The 19,358-nt window shown below is 46.2% G+C and carries 17 protein-coding genes and 7 tRNA genes; 15 read left to right on the top strand and 9 right to left on the bottom strand.

Going from position 1 to position 19,358, the window contains the following annotated elements; translation table 11 throughout:
• Positions 1-69: 69 nt before the first annotated feature.
• Positions 70-2,649 (bottom strand): leucine--tRNA ligase, encoded by a 2,580-nt coding sequence (gene leuS / locus K0H61_RS04170; RefSeq protein ID WP_220051506.1) that lies wholly within the window; start codon positions 2,647-2,649, stop codon positions 70-72.
• A gap of 122 nt (positions 2,650-2,771) precedes the next feature.
• On the opposite strand from leuS, the gene K0H61_RS04175 reads away from it, so the two are divergent.
• Complete coding sequence (locus tag K0H61_RS04175; protein ID WP_220051507.1) at positions 2,772-3,272, top strand: zinc ribbon-containing protein; 501 nt, start codon at positions 2,772-2,774, stop codon at positions 3,270-3,272.
• A gap of 151 nt (positions 3,273-3,423) precedes the next feature.
• Here K0H61_RS04175 and K0H61_RS04180 read toward each other — a convergent pair whose 3' ends face one another.
• From K0H61_RS04180 to K0H61_RS04210, 7 genes are all read right to left on the bottom strand, one after another.
• A complete protein-coding gene (locus K0H61_RS04180; RefSeq protein ID WP_220051508.1) occupies positions 3,424-4,077 on the bottom strand; it encodes a class I SAM-dependent methyltransferase in 654 nt (217 codons plus the stop codon).
• Between the two features lie 257 nt (positions 4,078-4,334).
• On the bottom strand, positions 4,335-5,891 hold the full coding sequence (gene lnt / locus K0H61_RS04185) for an apolipoprotein N-acyltransferase (protein ID WP_220051509.1): 1,557 nt from the start codon (positions 5,889-5,891) through the stop codon (positions 4,335-4,337).
• Between the two features lie 42 nt (positions 5,892-5,933).
• Complete coding sequence (corC, locus tag K0H61_RS04190; protein WP_220051510.1) at positions 5,934-6,809, bottom strand: CNNM family magnesium/cobalt transport protein CorC; 876 nt, start codon at positions 6,807-6,809, stop codon at positions 5,934-5,936.
• Between the two features lie 39 nt (positions 6,810-6,848).
• Positions 6,849-7,310 carry an rRNA maturation RNase YbeY gene (gene ybeY / locus K0H61_RS04195; RefSeq protein WP_220051511.1) on the bottom strand — a complete coding sequence of 154 codons (462 nt, stop codon included), beginning with the start codon at positions 7,308-7,310 and terminating at the stop codon, positions 6,849-6,851.
• Positions 7,300-8,412, bottom strand: a complete 1,113-nt coding sequence (locus K0H61_RS04200) for a PhoH family protein (RefSeq protein ID WP_220051512.1) — start codon at positions 8,410-8,412, stop codon at positions 7,300-7,302. Before K0H61_RS04200 ends, ybeY begins: the two co-directional genes overlap by 11 nt.
• A gap of 220 nt (positions 8,413-8,632) precedes the next feature.
• A complete protein-coding gene (miaB, locus tag K0H61_RS04205; protein ID WP_220051513.1) occupies positions 8,633-10,057 on the bottom strand; it encodes a tRNA (N6-isopentenyl adenosine(37)-C2)-methylthiotransferase MiaB in 1,425 nt (474 codons plus the stop codon).
• Positions 10,058-10,142: 85 nt separating this feature from the next.
• Positions 10,143-10,475, bottom strand: coding sequence for a hypothetical protein (locus K0H61_RS04210; RefSeq protein ID WP_220051514.1), 333 nt, complete (start codon positions 10,473-10,475; stop codon positions 10,143-10,145).
• Positions 10,476-10,761: 286 nt separating this feature from the next.
• On the opposite strand from K0H61_RS04210, the gene K0H61_RS04215 reads away from it, so the two are divergent.
• The 10 genes from K0H61_RS04215 to K0H61_RS04260 all read left to right on the top strand — a co-directional run bounded on the left by K0H61_RS04215 (position 10,762) and on the right by K0H61_RS04260 (position 14,968).
• A complete protein-coding gene (locus tag K0H61_RS04215; RefSeq protein ID WP_434086601.1) occupies positions 10,762-11,982 on the top strand; it encodes an FAD-dependent monooxygenase in 1,221 nt (406 codons plus the stop codon).
• 155 nt (positions 11,983-12,137) lie between these two features.
• Entirely contained in the window at positions 12,138-12,725 is a 588-nt protein-coding gene (pth, locus tag K0H61_RS04220; RefSeq protein ID WP_220051516.1) for an aminoacyl-tRNA hydrolase, read from the top strand.
• Positions 12,726-12,860: 135 nt separating this feature from the next.
• On the top strand, positions 12,861-13,952 hold the full coding sequence (gene ychF / locus K0H61_RS04225) for a redox-regulated ATPase YchF (protein WP_220051517.1): 1,092 nt from the start codon (positions 12,861-12,863) through the stop codon (positions 13,950-13,952).
• 208 nt (positions 13,953-14,160) lie between these two features.
• Positions 14,161-14,237, top strand: a tRNA-Met gene (locus K0H61_RS04230).
• A 54-nt stretch (positions 14,238-14,291) separates the two neighbouring features.
• A tRNA-Leu gene (locus tag K0H61_RS04235) sits at positions 14,292-14,376 on the top strand.
• 47 nt (positions 14,377-14,423) lie between these two features.
• Positions 14,424-14,498 (top strand) — tRNA-Gln (locus tag K0H61_RS04240).
• Positions 14,499-14,518: 20 nt separating this feature from the next.
• Positions 14,519-14,593, top strand: a tRNA-Gln gene (locus tag K0H61_RS04245).
• A 1-nt stretch (position 14,594) separates the two neighbouring features.
• Positions 14,595-14,671 (top strand) — tRNA-Met (locus tag K0H61_RS04250).
• Between the two features lie 85 nt (positions 14,672-14,756).
• A tRNA-Leu gene (locus K0H61_RS04255) sits at positions 14,757-14,841 on the top strand.
• Positions 14,842-14,893: 52 nt separating this feature from the next.
• Positions 14,894-14,968 (top strand) — tRNA-Gln (locus K0H61_RS04260).
• A 494-nt stretch (positions 14,969-15,462) separates the two neighbouring features.
• On the opposite strand, the gene K0H61_RS04265 is transcribed toward K0H61_RS04260, so the two are convergent.
• Positions 15,463-16,098, bottom strand: a complete 636-nt coding sequence (locus K0H61_RS04265; RefSeq protein ID WP_220052460.1) for a hypothetical protein — start codon at positions 16,096-16,098, stop codon at positions 15,463-15,465.
• A 397-nt stretch (positions 16,099-16,495) separates the two neighbouring features.
• Here K0H61_RS04265 and K0H61_RS04270 point away from each other — a divergent pair, with 397 nt between their 5' ends.
• From K0H61_RS04270 to greA, 4 genes are all read left to right on the top strand, one after another.
• On the top strand, positions 16,496-17,092 hold the full coding sequence (locus K0H61_RS04270; protein WP_220051518.1) for a PepSY-associated TM helix domain-containing protein: 597 nt from the start codon (positions 16,496-16,498) through the stop codon (positions 17,090-17,092).
• A 12-nt stretch (positions 17,093-17,104) separates the two neighbouring features.
• Complete coding sequence (locus tag K0H61_RS04275) at positions 17,105-17,620, top strand: DUF2271 domain-containing protein (RefSeq protein WP_220051519.1); 516 nt, start codon at positions 17,105-17,107, stop codon at positions 17,618-17,620.
• Positions 17,621-17,645: 25 nt separating this feature from the next.
• Positions 17,646-18,464, top strand: coding sequence for a DUF4198 domain-containing protein (locus tag K0H61_RS04280; protein WP_220051520.1), 819 nt, complete (start codon positions 17,646-17,648; stop codon positions 18,462-18,464).
• Between the two features lie 258 nt (positions 18,465-18,722).
• Complete coding sequence (gene greA / locus K0H61_RS04285; RefSeq protein WP_220051521.1) at positions 18,723-19,199, top strand: transcription elongation factor GreA; 477 nt, start codon at positions 18,723-18,725, stop codon at positions 19,197-19,199.
• Positions 19,200-19,358: the final 159 nt, after the last annotated feature.

A 19,358-nucleotide genomic window follows, 5' to 3' on the forward strand; every position in this document is an offset into this window, starting at 1 on the left:
CCTATTTATCTTTTGGGTGTAGTACGGAAGATTTCTTTTCCCGTGACTACACCCATTTACATGATGGTGCTAATTAGCAACGATGCTCAGCAGTTTGCCTGGTACATAGATAACTTTACGTACTGTCACGCCATCTAAGTATTTGATGACTTGCTCGTCCGCCATACCTAGCGCTTCAACAGACGCTTGGTCCGCATCGGCCGCAACAGTGATTTTCGCGCGCACTTTACCGTTCACTTGTACCACGATGAGTTTGCTGTCTTCTACTAGTGCAGATTCATCGACAACGGGCCATTGGCTATCTTCGATGCTGCTAGTGTTGCCCAGTTCATTCCACAGGGTGAAGCTTACGTGCGGGATGATTGGGTACAGTAAACGCACCACCGCAGTTAAGGCTTCGCCGATAATGGCTCGGTCTTGAGCTGTGGTTTGTGGTGCTTTTTGCAGGTGGTTCATCAGTTCCATCACGGCGGCAACCGCAGTGTTAAACATCTGACGACGGCCAATATCATCGGTCACCTTAGCAATGGTCTTGTGCACTTCACGGCGCAGCGCTTTTTGCTCGCTGTTTAACTTGCTCACATCTAACGCTTCGCTGTTGTCCTGAGCTACATACTCGCTTGCCAGTTTCCACAGACGTTTGATAAAGCGGTGCGCGCCTTCAACGCCAGACTCTTGCCACTCCAGAGTTAATTCTGGTGGTGATGCGAACATCATAAACAGACGCACAGTGTCGGCGCCGTATTTCTCTACCATCACCTGTGGGTCGATACCGTTGTTTTTCGACTTCGACATTTTGCTCATACCGGTGTAAACCAGTTCGTTGCCGTCTTTGTCGATAGCTTTAGTGATGCGGCCCTTGTCGTCTTTTTCTGTGGTGACTACATCCAGCGGCGACACCCATACACGGGCACCTTTATCGTTGGTGTAGTAGAAGGCATCGGCCAACACCATGCCTTGAGTCAGCAGTTGCTTTGCTGGCTCGTTAGAGTTCACCAGGCCCGCGTCACGCAATAATTTGTGGAAGAAGCGGAAGTACAACAAGTGCATACAGGCGTGTTCGATACCACCAATGTACTGATCTACCGGTAACCAGTAGTTCGCCTTGGTTGGGTCTAACATTTGGTCAGCCTGTGGGCTGCAGTAACGGGCGTAATACCAAGAAGATTCCATAAAGGTATCGAAGGTATCGGTTTCACGCAGCGCGTCTTGGCCGTTAACTTGGGTTTTAGCCCATTCTTTATCGGCCTTGATTGGGCTTTGGATACCGTCCATCACCACATCTTCTGGCAGAATGACTGGCAGTTGATCTTCTGGTGTTGGGATAACAGTACCGTCGGCTAGAGTCACCATAGGAATTGGCGCGCCCCAGTAACGCTGACGTGAAACACCCCAGTCGCGTAGACGGTAGTTTACTTGGCGTTTACCTTTACCTTCAGCGACTAGCTTATCGGCGATAGCATTGAATGCGCCGTCAAAGTCTAAACCGTCAAACTCGCCAGAGTTAAACAGCACGCCTTTTTCAGTGTAAGCTGCTTCGCTGATGTCTAAGTCGCTATCAAGTGGTTTAATCACCGCTTCTATGGCTAAGTTGTACTTTTTAGCAAATTCGTAATCGCGTTGATCGTGTCCTGGAACAGACATCACAGCGCCGGTGCCGTAGTTCATCAGTACAAAGTTAGCCGCCCAAATGGGCACTTGTTTGCCAGTGATTGGGTGAATGGCGTATAGGCCAGTTGCTACGCCGCGTTTTTCCATGGTGGCTAAATCGGCTTCAGACGTAGTGCTGTTTTTGCACTCATCAACGAACTGCGCAAGTTCAGGATTAGTTTGAGCCGCTAATTCAGCTAACGGGTGACCTGCTGCAATCGCCACGTAGGTTACGCCCATCAGGGTATCTGGACGGGTAGTGTAGATGTCGAATGACTTGTCGCTACCAGCAACACCGAAGGTCATTTCGACGCCTTCGCTGCGACCAATCCAGTTGCGCTGCATGGTCTTAACTTGCTCAGGCCAGCCGTCTAAGGTGTCGATGTCGTTTAACAGTTCTTCGGCATAGGCGGTGATCTTAATGAACCACTGTGGAATTTCTTTTTGTTCTACAGGGGTATCACAACGCCAGCAGCAACCGTCTTGTACCTGCTCGTTAGCCAGTACGGTTTCATCGTTTGGGCACCAGTTAACCGAGGCAGTCTTTTTGTAGACTAAGCCTTTTTCGTAAAGCTTAGTGAAGAACCATTGTTCCCAGCGATAGTATTCTGGCGTACAAGTGGCGATTTCACGGCTCCAGTCGTAGCCAAAACCTAACAGTTTTAGCTGGTTCTTCATGTACTCAATGTTTTGATAAGTCCATGGCGCTGGAGCGGTTTTGTTGTTAATCGCGGCGTTTTCGGCAGGCAGACCGAAAGAGTCCCAACCGATAGGTTGCAATACGTTTTTGCCCTGCAGACGCTGGAAGCGGGCAACCACATCGCCTATGGTATAGTTGCGAACGTGTCCCATATGAAGTCGGCCTGAAGGATACGGGAACATCGAAAGGCAATAGAACTTTTCTTTGTTCGGATCTTCAGTGACTTCGAAGGTTTTGTTGTCGTGCCAGTGCTTTTGCACTAGGGCTTCAATTTCTGAGGGATTATATTGCTCTTGCATCACGCTATTTCCGGCAGTGCCGCCTATTTATTTGATCTAACGCCATATCGACGCGAATAAGATCTGCATAGAATAAACTAGAAGCGAAGCATTAAAAAGGTTCCTATGAAGGAGTATTGATTATGAATGACAGAAGTAGTGCGCTACTTGCTCTTTATCAAGCCTTAATTGACCAAGTGAAAGCTCAATTTGCAGAGGATAAGTCACTGACTGCAAAAAGTTTATTTAAGATGGTGACCCAAGGGAAAGACTACGTCAGCTTAAAAGAGCAGGCGGGGGAGGATGAACTTGCTCTGGTGGAACAATTTTTAAAGCGTGATATCGCCAGCTTTTTACGGGAACAGAATGCCGACAGCTTAAGCTATAGCCCTAGCGTTATCACCTTCGAAAATACCCTTTGGCACTGGCTAAGTGAAATCACCGATCGTAGTCAAGTTGAATGGCATGAACTGACCCAAGACTTTAAGCACCATGGCTATTACCAGAGTGGCGATATTGTTAATCAGGGGGTTATGGTGTGCACAAACTGCGGCCATGAGCTGAGTATCGAGTTCCCGAGCGTGATCCCAGATTGCCCCGAGTGCGACCACGATGAATATACCCGTGAAGCACTCACGCCTTAGTTTACGCTTGGTGTCATCTGTTTATTTTAAGTTGAATTATCAAGTGTTTTTAGTTGCTTAGCGGGATTGCTTAAACAGTGTTGGTAAATGAGTGGATTCAAGTCTCGACTCAGTTTTCGGCTAATCCTAGTCGTGACTGAGTCGAATTAGGCTAATTTCGACAGTAAGTTAAAATTTGGCCCTTGAAGGGTTCTGCCAAAAAATCCGTATGTGGTGGTTTTTGTTGGTGGTGGTCAAATCCCAATATGACCATCTTTTTGCTAAATTTGGCATGATTACCTCGCCCTGGGTCAACCAAAATCACATCACAAACAGGCTTGGCGTGTTGCTCTATAAACTGTGATAACAGTTCGGCATGTTCCTGTTCGTACAGTAAGTCGCTGCCAATGATCAAATCAAACAGACCGAGGTTCGATGCTTCATCCCCCCAACCCGTTCGAACAAAGGGGATTGGGCGACCTTCATTTAACTCAACATTTTGCGCCAGAAAATTGCCAGTTTCGGGATGATAATCCGTTGCCGTGATATCGGCATTTCGATGATTGAGCAACAAACTTGCTAGTCCGATACCACACCCTACCTCAAGAATGCGTTTATCATCAATTTGATAATCTAACATATGGTGGGAGAGTACTTGTCCAGATGGCCAGATAATTCCAAATAGCGGCCATGTGGCAGAGGAGATCCCTAATCGCTCGGCTTCGCCATCGCAATCTTCAAATTCTTGATTATCTCTTAGGGTGCGGACGTGAATATCCACCAGACCAAACTCGTGGGTTTGGTAACGAAAACGCAGGGGAGCCATATTTTTTGCCTTGGTATGAGAATACGAGGCAGTCAAGCATGGCCACGCTTAGGAGAAGGTACTTTAACGGGAAAGGCTCTCGTTAGCGAATCTATTTTGTTTGAGAGCGCCGTTTTGGTCATTTAATTGGGTTGATTTAGTTATTTTTGTAGCGATTTATGCTGTCTTAGTGATAAAGCTTAGGTACTGACGGGATGAAATACGCCAACGGCATCATCGTCTAGTGAATGCGGTCGTTGGCGTAATTTTTAATGTTGTTAGCTGTTTAATTTGCGGCGAATAAAGCCAACAAAAAACAACAGACCACAAAGGATTAATAGTGGTGTCTGGCCAATCTTCGCAAACCAAGTTTCACCTTTTACCAGTGGAATACTCGTAATGAGTACTCCAGTTTCAAATTGCGGAATACTGGCTGTGATATTTCCTTTCTCGTCAACAACTGCGGTCACACCATTATTGGTGGCGCGCATCACCGGGCGCCCCAATTCAATGGCGCGCATCTGGGCGATTTCCATGTGTTGCAATGGGCCGTTTGAGGTGCCAAACCAAGCATCGTTTGAGACGGTTAAGATAAGATCCGTATCTTGATTGACGCTGTCACGTAACTGCTCAGGGAAGACAATCTCATAACAAATCGCAGGGGCAATCTGATGGCCAAGCGCGGATAAATTTGGCTGAAGATAATCGCCTCTGGCGAAGGATGACATCGGCAAATTAAAGAAGGGTGCAATGGGGCGCAGCAGTGCTTCAAATGGCACAAACTCACCAATAGGCAACAGGTGATGTTTTTTAAACTGATTGCTGCCATCGCTCTGGTAATCTGGTGTTTCCTGTACTTTTTGATTGTGGTTACCAAGCACAATTAGTGAGTTATAAAAATCGCCGTGCTGGCGGCTAATAATCCCCGTCACGATAGATGTGTTGTTCAAATTCGCCACGCGATTGGCGTTATCCAAAAAATCCTGCACCATTTCTTCAGGCGCGGGAATGGCAGCCTCTGGCCACACGATAATATCGGCGTCGAGATGCTCGCGGGATAAATCCATGTATTTAATCAGTGTTGGCCACAGTTGGTCTGGCTCCCACTTCATACTCTGCGGGATATTGCCCTGCACGAGCGCTACTTTTACGCTTTCACCCGTTGGGTGGATGTCGCTCAGTTTTGGCGCGATGAAGGCAGCGGCAGCAGTTAATGGCAGTAAAACCACTAAGCTTTTATAACGCTTACTAAAACACAGTGCTAACGCGCCTGCGAGCAGGGCAATCACAAAGCTTAAGCCCAGCGCACCTATTATGCTGGCAAGTTCCTTTAATGGACCTTGGGTTTGCGAGTAGCCCGCCCAAATCCAAGGGAACCCCGTCATTACCCATCCGCGAGCCCATTCGGTTAATACCCAAAGGGCAGGAAAGAGCACTAAGTTGCGCCACTTTGATGGGGTATTAGTGCGGCTTAACCAAGCTAATCCGAGGCCCGTTAGGGCTGGATAGAGTGCTAAGTAAAGAGCAAGCAGTCCCATCAATCCTAATGAGATGATGAGGGGAAAACCGCCAAAGGTATCGATGCTGACATGAACCCAGCTTATGCCGACCGCAAAGCAGCCAAAGCCAAAACTTAACCAATAATAAAAACTGGCATAAGGTTTAAGATGACTGCTTTGCCATAGTGCAAATGCCATGGCGATAGGATAAATAATCCAGATGGAATAAGGAGCGAATGAAAGCGCCGTACTGGCGCCTAAGATAAACGCCGGTACCAGGCCGAGGGCGCTGGTACGGGACTGTTGTTGGGCAAGTGCCCGAATGTTAGTTAGCACGGATAATTCTTCTTACACGGAGAGTTATGCTCACACGGAGCGTTATTCTACGTCTTCGCCGATATTGGGATCGGGGAGTTTAACTCTAAGTTGGATCAATCGTCGAGTATCAGCATTAATGACTTTGAATTCGATTCCTTCGATCATAATGCTCTCATTACGCTCCGGCAGATGGCCAAAGGCGTGGGAGACAAGACCGCCAACGGTATCAAACTCTTCATCGCTGAACTGGGTGTTGAACGCTTCGTTGAAGTCTTCAATCGCTGTCAGTGCTTTAACCATGTAAACCGTGTTACCAACTTTGCGTATTTCGGTATCTTCTGGGCTTTCGTGGTCAAATTCGTCTTCGATTTCGCCGACGATTTCCTCAAGAATATCTTCAATTGTGACCAGTCCGGACACACCGCCGTATTCATCGACAACAATAGCCATATGATAGCGCTGGGAGCGGAATTCCTTGAGCAATACGTCGACGCGTTTGCTCTCTGGAACAACTACTGCGGGGCGGATAACGCGCTCGAGGGCGAAGGGTTCTTCACTGTTAGAAAATCCATAGGGGATTAGGTCTTTAGCGAGCAGAATACCTTCGATATGGTCTTTGTCTTCGTTTACAACAGGGAAACGAGAATGGCCTGAACCGATAACGGTTGTCAGTAATTCTTCGACTGTGTTGTCGATTTGCAGGGCGACAATTTGCGCCCGTGGGATCATGATGTCCCGAACACGCATATCAGATACTTCTAATACGCCTTTGATCATTTCGCGGGTGTCTTCGGTGATAAGTTCGCGCTGCTCTGCGCCATCAATCACATCGACTAAGTCTTCGCGATTTTGAGGTTCGCCCTGAAATAATTGACTTACTCTATCTAGCCAGCCTTTCTTCTGGGCGTTCGTACTCGGGGGGATATCGTCACTCATAGTTTTCACATTAACATTGATAACCATTATCGCCGTTAATTATTGTTCCTTATATGGGTCAGTAAAACCTAAGCCTTCAATGAGTTGAGTCTCCAATGACTCCATTTCTTCGGCTTCTTCATCTTCAATATGATCATACCCTAGCAGATGCAGGCAACCATGTACAACCATGTGTGCCCAGTGGGCTTCTAGGGGCTTTTGCTGCTCATGTGCTTCATTTTCAACGACTGATGCACAAATAACAAGATCTCCCAGTAGCGGAAGCTCTATTTCAGGCGGTGCTTCAAAGGGGAAGGACAACACATTGGTGGGTTTGTCCTTACCGCGGTAAGTGCTGTTGAGCATTTGGCTTTCGCGGGGATCCACAATGCGAATGGTGAGTTCAGCCTTATCCATACTGTTGCCAATGGCCGTTTTCACCCACAGGGAAAATTGCGCCTCGGTCGGCAGGTAATCGCTGGCGGTGGCGTATTGCACATCTAGTGCTAGATCAAGACTCATTCTTTAACACTTCCTGCTCGCTAATCGCGGTTTGCAATTGGGGTTGTGGCGGTTGAGGTGGTAATTGCGACTGCTGAAATTGTTGCTGCTGATAAAACTTCTCTTTTTCTGCTTTTAATGATTGCTCTTTTCTATCGAAGGCCTCGTAGGCCTCAACGATTCGGGCAACCACAGGGTGGCGCACTACGTCCTGAGAGACGAAAAAGTTAAAGCTGATATCATCGACTTGGCTTAATACTTCAATGGCATGGCGCAGACCCGATTTAACATGCTTCGGTAAGTCAGTCTGGGTGATATCACCGGTTATCACCGCGCGGGAGTTAAACCCAATACGGGTTAGGAACATTTTCATCTGTTCAATCGTGGTGTTTTGGCTCTCATCGAGGATGATAAAAGCATCATTTAGGGTGCGGCCACGCATATAAGCTAGAGGCGCCACTTCAATGACATTCTTTTCTATAAGGCGTTCGACCTTTTCAAACCCAAGCATCTCGAACAGGGCATCGTAAAGCGGACGTAAATAAGGGTCGACCTTTTGGCTCAAATCACCGGGTAAGAAGCCCAGTTTCTCGCCCGCTTCAACCGCTGGGCGAGTTAATAGAATACGGCGCACTTCTTGACGCTCGAGTGCATCAACGGCTGCCGCTACCGCAAGGTAGGTTTTACCGGTACCCGCAGGACCGATACCAAAGGTGATGTCGTGGCGCACAATATTGGCCACATAGGTGCTTTGGTTTGGATTGCGCGGTTTAATCACGCCGCGGCGAGTTTTGATCGCTAAAACATCATCGTCGATGCTGTCTTCATGTTCCAGCGCGATGGCCTCTTGAATCGCGATATGAACCTGCTCAGGCTCAAGATCTGGCGTGCTGCCTTTAACCGTTTGGGTTTCGATATAGAGCTGTTTAAGTAAATTATTGGCACTCAAACAGTTACGTGGCAGTCCGGTAATTTGGAAATGGTTATTTTTACGGACAATCTCTACGCCAACGCGACGCTCAATCTGTTTGATATTGTCATCGAAGGGACCGCAAAGAGAGACCAGACGGCGAGTTTCTGCGGGTTCGAGATACAGATTCATAGTGGTTAATTTACTGGACAAACAGTCCTCCCTATCACCAAAGCAATGTGGTTGCGATGCACTAGCTCAATCGCAACTTTATAATCAGAAGATATTTCAGTTTACGAGCCCTCAAACAGAATTGCTAACGGAAATTCACCGATTGCAAACACTTGTCTGGCCATAAAACAAAAGGGCGACAATCGGTTTATCACCCTGTCGCCCTTCCTTATATAGGTACTACGATCGTAAATTTAAACCCTTAAGGTTTAAATTGTGTCACACCTAACTCATCGTCTTGCTTGTGTTTAGCTAGGATGTCCGATGGACGAAGGTTGCGACGAAGATCCATCTCGTCTTCACCGCGGATAAACTTACCGCGCAGTGAGTTGGTATAAACGTCAACGATTTCAACATCGACGAAGGTGCCGATGTGTTTTGGTTGACCTTCGAAGTTTACCACTCGGTTGTTTTCAGTGCGGCCGCGCAGCTCCATTGGGTTTTTAACCGATGGGCCTTCAACAAGGATACGTTGCACTGTGCCCATCATGTGGCGGCTGTAACGCATAGCTTGCTGGGTGATACGATCCTGCAGGATTGCTAAACGTTGCTTTTTCTCTTCCATATCAACGTCATCTGGCAGATCTGCTGCAGGCGTACCAGGACGAGCGCTATAGATAAAGCTAAAGCTATGGTCAAAAGCAACATCTTCAATCAGCTTCATGGTATCGGCGAAGTCTTCTTTGGTTTCACCAGGGAAGCCGATGATAAAATCTGAGCTGATTTGAATATCAGGGCGAGCCTTACGCAGACGACGGATGATTGATTTATATTCAATCGCCATGTGGCCGCGTTTCATTGCCGTTAAAATACGGTCTGAACCCGATTGCACTGGTAAGTGCAGGAAGCTCACAAGCTCAGGTGTATCTTCGTAAACGTCGATAATATCCTGAGTGAATTCAATTGGGTGGCTTGTGGTAAAACGAATACGGTCGATACCGTCAATCGCTGCCACGTAACGGAGTAACTCGGCAAAGGTACAGATACCGCCATCGTGGGTTGCGCCGCGGTAAGCGTTAACGTTTTGACCTAGCAGGTTAACTTCACGGACACCTTGTTCCGCCAACTGAGCAATTTCAAGGATGATGTCGTCCGATGGACGGCTGACTTCTTCACCGCGAGTGTAGGGCACTACGCAGAAAGAACAGTATTTGCTACAACCTTCCATGATAGACACAAACGCCGTTGGGCCTTCGGCGCGTGGTTCTGGCAGACGGTCAAATTTTTCGATCTCAGGGAAGCTGACATCGATAACGGCCTTTTCGCCACGACGCACCTGCTCGATCATGTCGGGCAGGCGGTGTAATGTTTGAGGACCAAAGATAATGTCAACGCATTGTGCTCTATCTTTGATCGCTTTACCTTCCTGCGATGCAACACAACCGCCAACACCAATAATAAGGTCAGGATTTTTATCCTTTAAGGTCTTCCAACGTCCCAGCTGATGGAACACTTTCTCTTGCGCCTTTTCGCGAATAGAACAGGTGTTTAACAGAAGGATGTCGGCTTCTGAAGCTTCTTCAGTCAAGGTATAACCTTGATATTCGCCTAAAAGATCGGCCATCTTGGATGAGTCGTACTCATTCATTTGACAGCCCCAAGTTTTAATATGGAGTTTTTTGCTCATCAGTTATGTTGCCCTAAGACGCCGAGTAAAAATAGCGCGACATTTTACCTGCAGTTAAGGCTGATGACTAGCGTTGTCCGCATTTTTACTCGTTAGCAATGACTTGCTGTGGTACCCAAACCGCGGCAATATCCACGCCTTCTTCCTCAACTTGAGCAAGATCGACTTGTCTAAATTGTTGATCGTTTGCCATTTCCATTAAGCTATTGCGTGCCTGAATGCTAATGTCCTCACGAATTTCTTGATGGAATGCGCTCAACATTTCCGTGGTGTATTGATATAGGGCATAATCCTCTGGTGAGCGGTAGGTGACAGTTATCGTTTCCATTTTAGGGGTTGCTGCGATGGCATAACCCATGGGAATGGCGGTGCATATCAATAGGCTGGTAACGATAGGTAATTTGACGAGAGTTTTCATAACAACCTCACAAGGGGTTTAATGGTTCACTTGTTACCCTGTCCACAACGTTTAGGGTTTGCTAAGTGAGCTTCCTAATCGGTAACGCCACCGACAGCCAATTTCCAGTGGAGTTAGGATTGATTGTAATGAGTTTGGATAGGAGAGAAACTCGCCTTTGTAAGCAAAAGTGAGTATTTGCCCATACAGCAACATTTGCTCACTCTTTGTGCAAAACTGACATGGTTTTGATACAAAAGCCGTGGCGTTTTATTAGAAATAGTTGGAGAGCAGAGTCGTAGTAGTAATGAATATGAGCCAAACAGAACAATTCGCACAGCTAGATGAAGGCGCCAAAAGTTTCGATGTGATACTCGTTGGTGGTGGTATGGTCGGCGCGGCAAGTGCAATTGGTCTTGCAATGCAAGGACTAAAAGTTGCTGTAATTGAATCATTTGCGCCAGAAGCATACCAAGAGGAGCAACCCTTGGATGTGCGAGTATCTGCCATCAGCGTGGCGTCTGAAGCTCTGCTTGCAGAGCTTGGTGCCCTTGAAAGTCTACTCAATATGCGTAATGTGCCGTATCTGGGACTCGAAACTTGGGAGCTTGATGGTTGTATTACTGCATTCCATAGCGCCCAAATTGGTGCGACTCACTTAGGGCATATTGTTGAGAACCGCTTAATTCAGCTATCTCTTTGGGAGCAAATGGAAAAATGGCCAAACATTTCTCTCTTTTGTCCAGAACGGGTGTCTCGTTTTTCCCGAGTGAACGATGGTGTGAGTATTTACTTACAATCAGGTACTCGTCTTGAGTCGAGACTCTTGATAGGAGCCGATGGCGCAAACTCGCAGGTGCGCCAATGGGCGGGAATTGGTGTGTCTGGTTGGGACTATGCCCAGTCGGCCATGCTAATCAATATCGAAACTGAACAGGGCCAACAGGATGTGACTTGGCAACAATTTACTCCAAGTGGTCCACGCTCGCTGCTCCCCTTGCCAGGTAATCATGCCTCACTAGTCTGGTATGACGATGCTAATCGCATTAAACAGTTAATGCAGTTAAACAATAAACAGCTAGCCGAACAAATTCGGGCGCAATTTCCCGAGCGTTTGGACAGAAACTTTACTGTAGAAACTAAGGGCAGCTTTGCCTTAACCCGACGCCATGCGCAGTCTTACTATCGTCCTAATGTAGTGATTTTAGGCGATGCGGCGCACACTATTAATCCGCTGGCGGGCCAAGGGGTAAACTTAGGCTTTAAGGATGTGAGCGCGTTACTTGCGGTAACAAAGGATGCGATTTCGCAGCAAAAAGACTGGTGGTCGAGTGAGGTGCTTGCCCAGTATCAAGCCAAACGCTATCGCGATAATCAGTTGATGATGACCACTATGGATATGTTCTATGCCGGTTTTAGTAACGATATTCTGCCACTTAAATTACTGCGCAACGGCGCATTAAAACTGGCTAACATTAACACACCCATCAAACGCACTGTGCTTAAGTACGCAATGGGGCTTAATTAGCGGCTATTGTTAGTGCAAATAAACTCGGCATTTGTTGACTTACGCATTGAGTGTTAAAATGCCGCGTTTTTAACGAGTCAAAGCTTGATAAAGTCCTATTTCGTACTCGTTGTCATCGATAAATTGAAGCCATTTGAGTGCGATTAGTGAGCGTGATGAGCGAAATTAAATTAATAGTGGGCCTTGCTAATCCAGGCGCTGAATACGCACAAACCCGCCATAATGCGGGGGCTTGGTACGTTGAAGAATTGGCGCGTATCTGTGGCGTTAGCTTAGTGCCTGACAGTAAATATTTCGGTTTGACCGCCAGAGCCGTCTTACATGGCAAGGATGTAAGGCTTCTGATCCCAACCACTTATATGAACCTCAGTGGTAAAGCGGTTGGGGCATTAGCGAATTTTTTTCGTATTACGCCTGAAGAAATCCTGGTTGCGCATGATGAGCTGGATATGCCACCCGGCGTCGCTAAATTTAAGTTAGGTGGTGGTCACGGCGGTCATAATGGTCTTAAGGACATTATCGCTAAGTTGGCTAATGATAAGAATTTCTACCGCCTTCGCATTGGTATCGGCCATCCAGGCGATAAAAATAAAGTCAGTGGTTACGTACTGGGTAAAGCGCCAGCGAAGGAACAGGAACAGATGAATGCTGCCGTTGATGAGGCCGTGCGTTCAACAGAAGTGTTATTTAAAGAAGGCATGGTAAAAGCCATGACACGACTACACTCCTTTAAGGCTGAGTAGTTTTTTGCTTGATGATGGCCGATAGCCTGAATCAACAAATGAACGATTTATATGTGCTGTCATTAGGGCAGGGCGACTAAAACTTGCTGGTGAGTGTGACTTGCCAGCCTAATAGATAAGAGAAAGGTTAAGAATATGGGTTTCAAATGCGGCATTGTTGGTCTTCCTAACGTAGGTAAATCAACGCTTTTTAATGCGTTAACTCAGGCTGGCATCGAAGCGGCTAACTTCCCGTTTTGTACCATTGAGCCAAACACTGGTGTTGTGCCCGTGCCGGACCCACGTTTAGATGCCTTAGCTGCTATCGTGAACCCACAACGCGTTATGCCAACGACTATGGAATTTGTGGACATCGCAGGTCTGGTTGCTGGTGCTTCTAAAGGTGAAGGTTTAGGTAACAAGTTCCTCGCCAACATCCGTGAAACCGATGCAATTGGTCACGTTGTGCGTTGCTTTGAAGATGACAACATTGTTCACGTAGCTAACCGTGTAGACCCAGCGCGTGATATCGAAGTCATCAACACAGAGTTAGCACTTGCTGACTTAGACAGCTTAGAGCGTGCGGTGATCCGTCAACAAAAACGCGCTAAGGGTGGCGACAAAGACGCTAAGTTTGAAGTGGATGTGTTAGAGAAAATGCGTCCAGTGTTAGATGAAGGCCAGATGCTACGCTCGATGGACCTGTCTAAAGAAGAGTTAGCCGCGGTTGCGTATCTTAACTTCTTAACCCTGAAGCCAACGATGTACATCGCTAACGTGTCAGAAGACGGTTTTGAAAATAACCCGCATTTAGATGCCGTTCGCGCTATCGCTGAAAAAGAAAATGCGATCGTTGTGTCTGTGTGTGCGGCTATTGAGTCAGAGCTTGCTGAAATGGACGCAGCCGAGCGCGAGGAGTTTATGGCTGATCTTGGTTTAGAAGAGCCAGGTTTAGATCGCGTGATTCGTGCAGGTTACAAATTGCTGAACCTACAAACTTATTTCACTGCTGGTGTAAAAGAAGTTCGTGCATGGACAGTATCAGTTGGTGCATCAGCTCCGCAGGCTGCAGGCGTTATCCATACTGACTTCGAGCGCGGCTTTATTCGGGCTCAAGTGATGGCCTTTGAGGACTTTATTACCTATAAAGGTGAGGCCGGCGCGAAAGAAGCAGGTAAATTACGTGTTGAAGGTAAAACTTACATCGTTCAAGACGGCGATGTAATGCACTTCCTGTTTAACGTATAACCGATTTTTTAAAGGGGCTAAGCTTAGGAAAGATTGGCAAAATACGAGCAATAGCGGCCAATTTAGTGCATCTGTTGCTCAGTTTGGTGAAGTAATAGCCGAACAGTTTGCCGAGAGGAAAATAGCGAAAAAAAGCTGTTGACCTCGATACCTCGAATAAGCATAATACGCCCCGTTCCTCGCTGAGAGGGACGAGCAGTAACGAAGTGGCAATGTAGCTCAGCTGGTTAGAGCACAGCACTCATAATGCTGGGGTCGCAGGTTCAAGTCCCGCCATTGCTACCATTTCGTTATTCTAGCTTTTGCTAGCATCACTTCAGGATGTAAAATTGAAGCTGTGCGGGAATGGTGAAATTGGTAGACACGCCAGATTTAGGTTCTGGTGCCGAAAGGTGTGAGAGTTCAAGTCTCTCTTCCCGTACCATTATTTAAAAGCATCTGCGCTAGCGGGTGTTAGAAACAAGTTATAGATGGGGTATCGCCAAGCGGTAAGGCACCGGGTTTTGATCCCGGCATACCTAGGTTCGAATCCTAGTACCCCAGCCATCATTCATGTTTCTCAGTTTTGGGGTATCGCCAAGCGGTAAGGCACCGGGTTTTGATCCCGGCATACCTAGGTTCGAATCCTAGTACCCCAGCCATGGCAATGTAGCTCAGCTGGTTAGAGCACAGCACTCATAATGCTGGGGTCGCAGGTTCAAGTCCCGCCATTGCTACCATTTTAAAAATCCACGTTAAATCTGGTTGATTTATCTGGTAAAAAATCCAGAGATGTTGTTATGAGCAAATCTGGTACTTTTTGATGCGGGAATGGTGAAATTGGTAGACACGCCAGATTTAGGTTCTGGTGCCGCGAGGTGTGAGAGTTCAAGTCTCTCTTCCCGTACCATCAAAATAAATTCTTAGTTAATCCTAGTTAGAGTTAAGATTAAAAAGTTAATTGGGGTATCGCCAAGCGGTAAGGCACCGGGTTTTGATCCCGGCATACCTAGGTTCGAATCCTAGTACCCCAGCCAAAGTTAAGAAGCCCGTCAAATGACGGGCTTTTTGCATTTATACCTCTCAAACGGTTCTCCTAATGAGCCTCGATTATTTATCTATTGGTACTAATAAATCGATTAAATTGGGCACATATTATGTTCAAAAGTGTGCTCCCCAATATCCTTTGCTCTAATTATATTTCTAGTATTCGGGCGCTTCTATGAATCTTGGTTGCTAACTACTTTGTGTTGTGGAGCAACCTTTAGCTTTTTTCCAATTCATCTGCTTTGGTTAGCTCCCCTCGACTCATTTATCGATCCCCTGTAGTGGCTTTAAGGTGTTGTAATATCTAACTCTGCTTTACGTTGATTGAAGACCAATCTGCAGAGTTCAATTGGTAAAAAATGTGTGGGATTAAATGGCGTATTAGGCGGGGAAGTGTGTCGTAAGTCGCTAAAGCACAGATGATGTAAATAAAAATGCCACAGTTTGATTATTTACTGTGGCATGTATTTTTACAGACTAAAAATTAAAGTGGTTTAATTTCAGCTGGCGTAGTTACTTGGCTTGCTGCCTCGGTTACCGCTTTATCAACAACGGCCTCTTGAGCCGCTTTCACATCGCCAGTAACAACAGCATTTAATGGCACAGGCGTGTTTACCTGTTGTTGAAGTTGGCTTGTACCGGCTTCAATTGCTTTTTGCTGTAACTTCTGTGGATCTGTGTAGTCAGCGAGTTCAGCTGGCCATGAAGGAATCAATTTTTCCGTCTGGTTAGCGAATTGCTCGGAAATAATCTTAGGCGCACCGCCCGTTACGAGCATGACGGCCATTTGATTGGTATCCGAGTTCCATACAAATCCTGCTTTTTCGGCCATTTCAGGTACAGGCGTATACTTTGAAACCATATAGAAGAGAGGGCCTTCTTGCTGAATTTTATCAGCGGTCTTTAGTAGTGACATCGTTGTGTCGTAGTTGTCACCTAATAATGACTGCATACGATCTTTGATCAGCGGCTGTTCAAAAAGACCAACATCATTTGGATTTAAACCAACTAAGGGCTTAAGCAGCGCCCACATCAGTTGTCCTTGGGGTGACAAAAGTAAAAGCGGCGCCACACAGGCATTAAGCATAAGTGCGAGCCAAATAATGTTTAGGCAACGCATTTTTTTGAGCAGAGTTTTACTCAAGATGATTGTTCCTTTGGATTTACCAGCACGACGCCGGCCGAGGATTGTAGCCGATTAACTGCGTCTAAACGAGGGCTTCATAAAGTATTTTTTACGCCAATAATTTTGATGATTCAAACTTTTACATATCTGAAAATGATAATTTTATCATGAAGTTAGTATCTTTGTAATCGTCATTAAGTTGCCGAGATTTACATGACTTTTACTTAGTTAACTGCCCTCTACAATTGTAAAGTTTGTAAACTTAATTCTATTTGAAAATGAATATCATTTAATCTCTAGCCATTAGTGTTAAACCTTGCTTAGCTTTCGCTAGTTCCTTTAGGACAAGGTTGCAATTGACAGCAATTAAGCCCGCTTAGAGATCCCATTCTTGAAAATCAAAGTTAGTAAAAGCTCCCTTAACTTGGCGCGTGTCATCCATGTATATGTTTCTATGGCATTGCTGCTGTTGATGCTTTTTTTTGCCTTTACCGGTATGACCTTAAATCACCCTGAGTGGCTGTCATCGAGCAATCTTGAACCTAAGCGAGAGCAACAGCAATTACCTAAATACCTTTTACCCATAGATGTAGATAACCCCGAGTGGCGTGTTGCAGTGGGGCACTGGTTAAACAGCGAGTGGCGGGTCGATATTAATCAGGCGGAGTTTTCCGAGGATGAAATTAGCGTAGGTAACAAAGGTCCAGGTCATTACCTCAATGTCACTATCGATTTACTTGACGCTACAGCCTATGTCGAAAGCGTGGATTATGGCGCATTAGCGATGTTGAATGATTTACATAAAGGCCGCAATAGCGGTGCTGTATGGGCTTGGGTGTTGGATTTAAGCGCTGTGTTGATGATTTTATTTTCGTTGACAGGGGCCTACCTATTACTGCCGCAAACCAAGCGCCTTAAAAAGTCCTTGTTGTATATGACATTAGTCAGCTCGAGTAGTGCACTGGTATATGTTTATTTTGTTCCATAGGGAGAACTTTTGATGCAGCGTCATCTCATTCGCGCAACAGCTATTGGTGCTGTATTTGTCAGTTCGGCGGCGTTTGCCTCACCGAATATGGCAATTGATTTAACCCTGCCAGAAATCACCCAAGGCCAGTACCACAGACCCTATGTTGCAGTTTGGGTCGAAGATGCCAAGGGTGAAACGGTGAAAACCCTAAGCCTTTGGGTCGCCAGTGATGGCCATAAGTGGCTTAAGGATATCAGACGTTGGTGGCGTAAGGCGGGGCGGGATGATTTGAGTTTTGTCGATGGTATTGCGTCGGCGACAAAACCTGCGGGGCATTACAAATTAAATTGGGATCTTACCGATGATGCGGGTAAAGCCATTGAAGTGGCTGATTACACTTTGTTTATTGAAGTCGTGCGTGAGCACGGTGGTCGGGATTTAGTTCGTCAAGCTTTCGATTTAACAAAAGGTGATTTTACAACCCAATTAGCTGCAACTGAAGAAACTGGGGTTATCGATATTCGCTTAAGCGGCGTAACTCGCTGAGTTTGAATTTATAAAAGGAAATAGTATGAAATTACGTTTAGCTGCGTTACTTACCACGCTTTGTCTCAGCCCGTTTGCTAGCAGTCACGACCGCTGGATTTTGCCGAGTCACTATAATGTGTCTGCAGAAGGACAAGAAGCGGTAATGATCACCTCAGACGTTTCAGCAAGTAATCAGATTTTTATGTTCGATAAACCGGTTACCGCGAGCGATGTTCGTATTATTCAGCCTGACGGAAAACCTACTTTACCTACATCAAGCTACACTGGGGGGCGTAAATCCGTATTTGATGCTCAGCTCGTGCAGGATGGAACCTATAAGTTTGAGAAGGAAGTTGAGCCGCGATATTTTTCACGCTACAAAATTAAGGGGAAAGAAGGCATGGTTCGCAGTCGCCTAGATAAAAAGGCTACCGCTGCTTCTATGCCAAAAGATGCGTATGGATTAGAGAGTTCATTAACGGTTGCACGGGTTGAAACTTATGTGACCAAAAATAAACCGACGACTAAGGTACTACAGCCAAAGGGGGAATATTTAGAGTTAGTCCCTATTACCCATCCAGCAGATTTTGTAGAGAATGAGCCTGCGACATTGCAATTTGTGTACGACGGTAGGCCTGTTGAAGGCGTGAAAGTCTCGATCATTAAAGAAGGGACGCTGTATCGCAATAAGCCCGAGGAGATTGAATTAAGCTCGGATAAAGACGGTAAAGTCGCTATGGTATTGCCTGCAGCGGGCAAATATTTCCTGCACGCAGCACTCGAGCGTGAAAGTGTGGATAAAAGCCTAGCGGATAAGACATCGAGCGAAATCTTTCTTACCTTCGAAGCGGGACTCGAATAATTTTTGCTTTGTTTCTATCTAATTGAAACGCAAAAGCCCACTGAATCATTCTTGGGCTTTTGTATTTATGGCTTTCAAACCTCGCCATTGGATGGGTATACTCGTTGCCATTCTATTAGTTGTGGTCTTCGAAGTAGCATTGTTCTAGGTGCATCCTGCTCCCTTTACGATTAGAATAACCACATCCCACCCGTTTTTGATTGTGTTGACCAAGTGTTGGCACGGGTTGCTTTTGTTTTAAAGGAGACGAAAGAAGTTATGACTAAAGTTCCTATGACCGTTGTCGGTGCAGAGCAGCTGCGTAAAGAATTAGATGTATTAAAGTTTGAACGTCGCCCTAAGATCACTGAAGCGATTGCCTCAGCAAGAGAATTAGGTGACCTTAAAGAAAACGCAGAGTACCACGCAGCCCGCGAAGAACAAGGTCTGTGTGAAGCGCGTATTCGCGATATTGAAGGCAAGCTGTCTAATGCCCAAATCATCGACGTGACCAAAATGGTTAATAATGGTCGTATTATCTTCGGCACGACCGTTACCATCTTAAACCTCGATACCGATGCTGAAGTGACCTACCGTATCGTGGGCGACGATGAAGCCAACATCAAAGAAAACTTGATTTCGGTTAATTCGCCTATCGCCCGTGGTTTAGTGGGTAAAAACGAAGGCGACGAAGTGTCTATCGCAACCCCAGGCGGTCTGACTGACTATGAGATTGTGTCGGTACAATATATTTAACTTGATTATCTGAATGCCGTTCAGCGATATAAAGACTGACTCATAAGCTAAAAGCCGCATTATGCGGCTTTTTTGTATCTGATATTTATCCCGGTGGGTTTTGTTAGCCTCAACTCGCTTAGTGTGCGAATATAATACTCATAACAAAACGGCCACTCA

Origin of the sequence: Shewanella acanthi (assembly GCF_019457475.1) — a bacterium.
Classification (GTDB): domain Bacteria; phylum Pseudomonadota; class Gammaproteobacteria; order Enterobacterales; family Shewanellaceae; genus Shewanella; species Shewanella acanthi.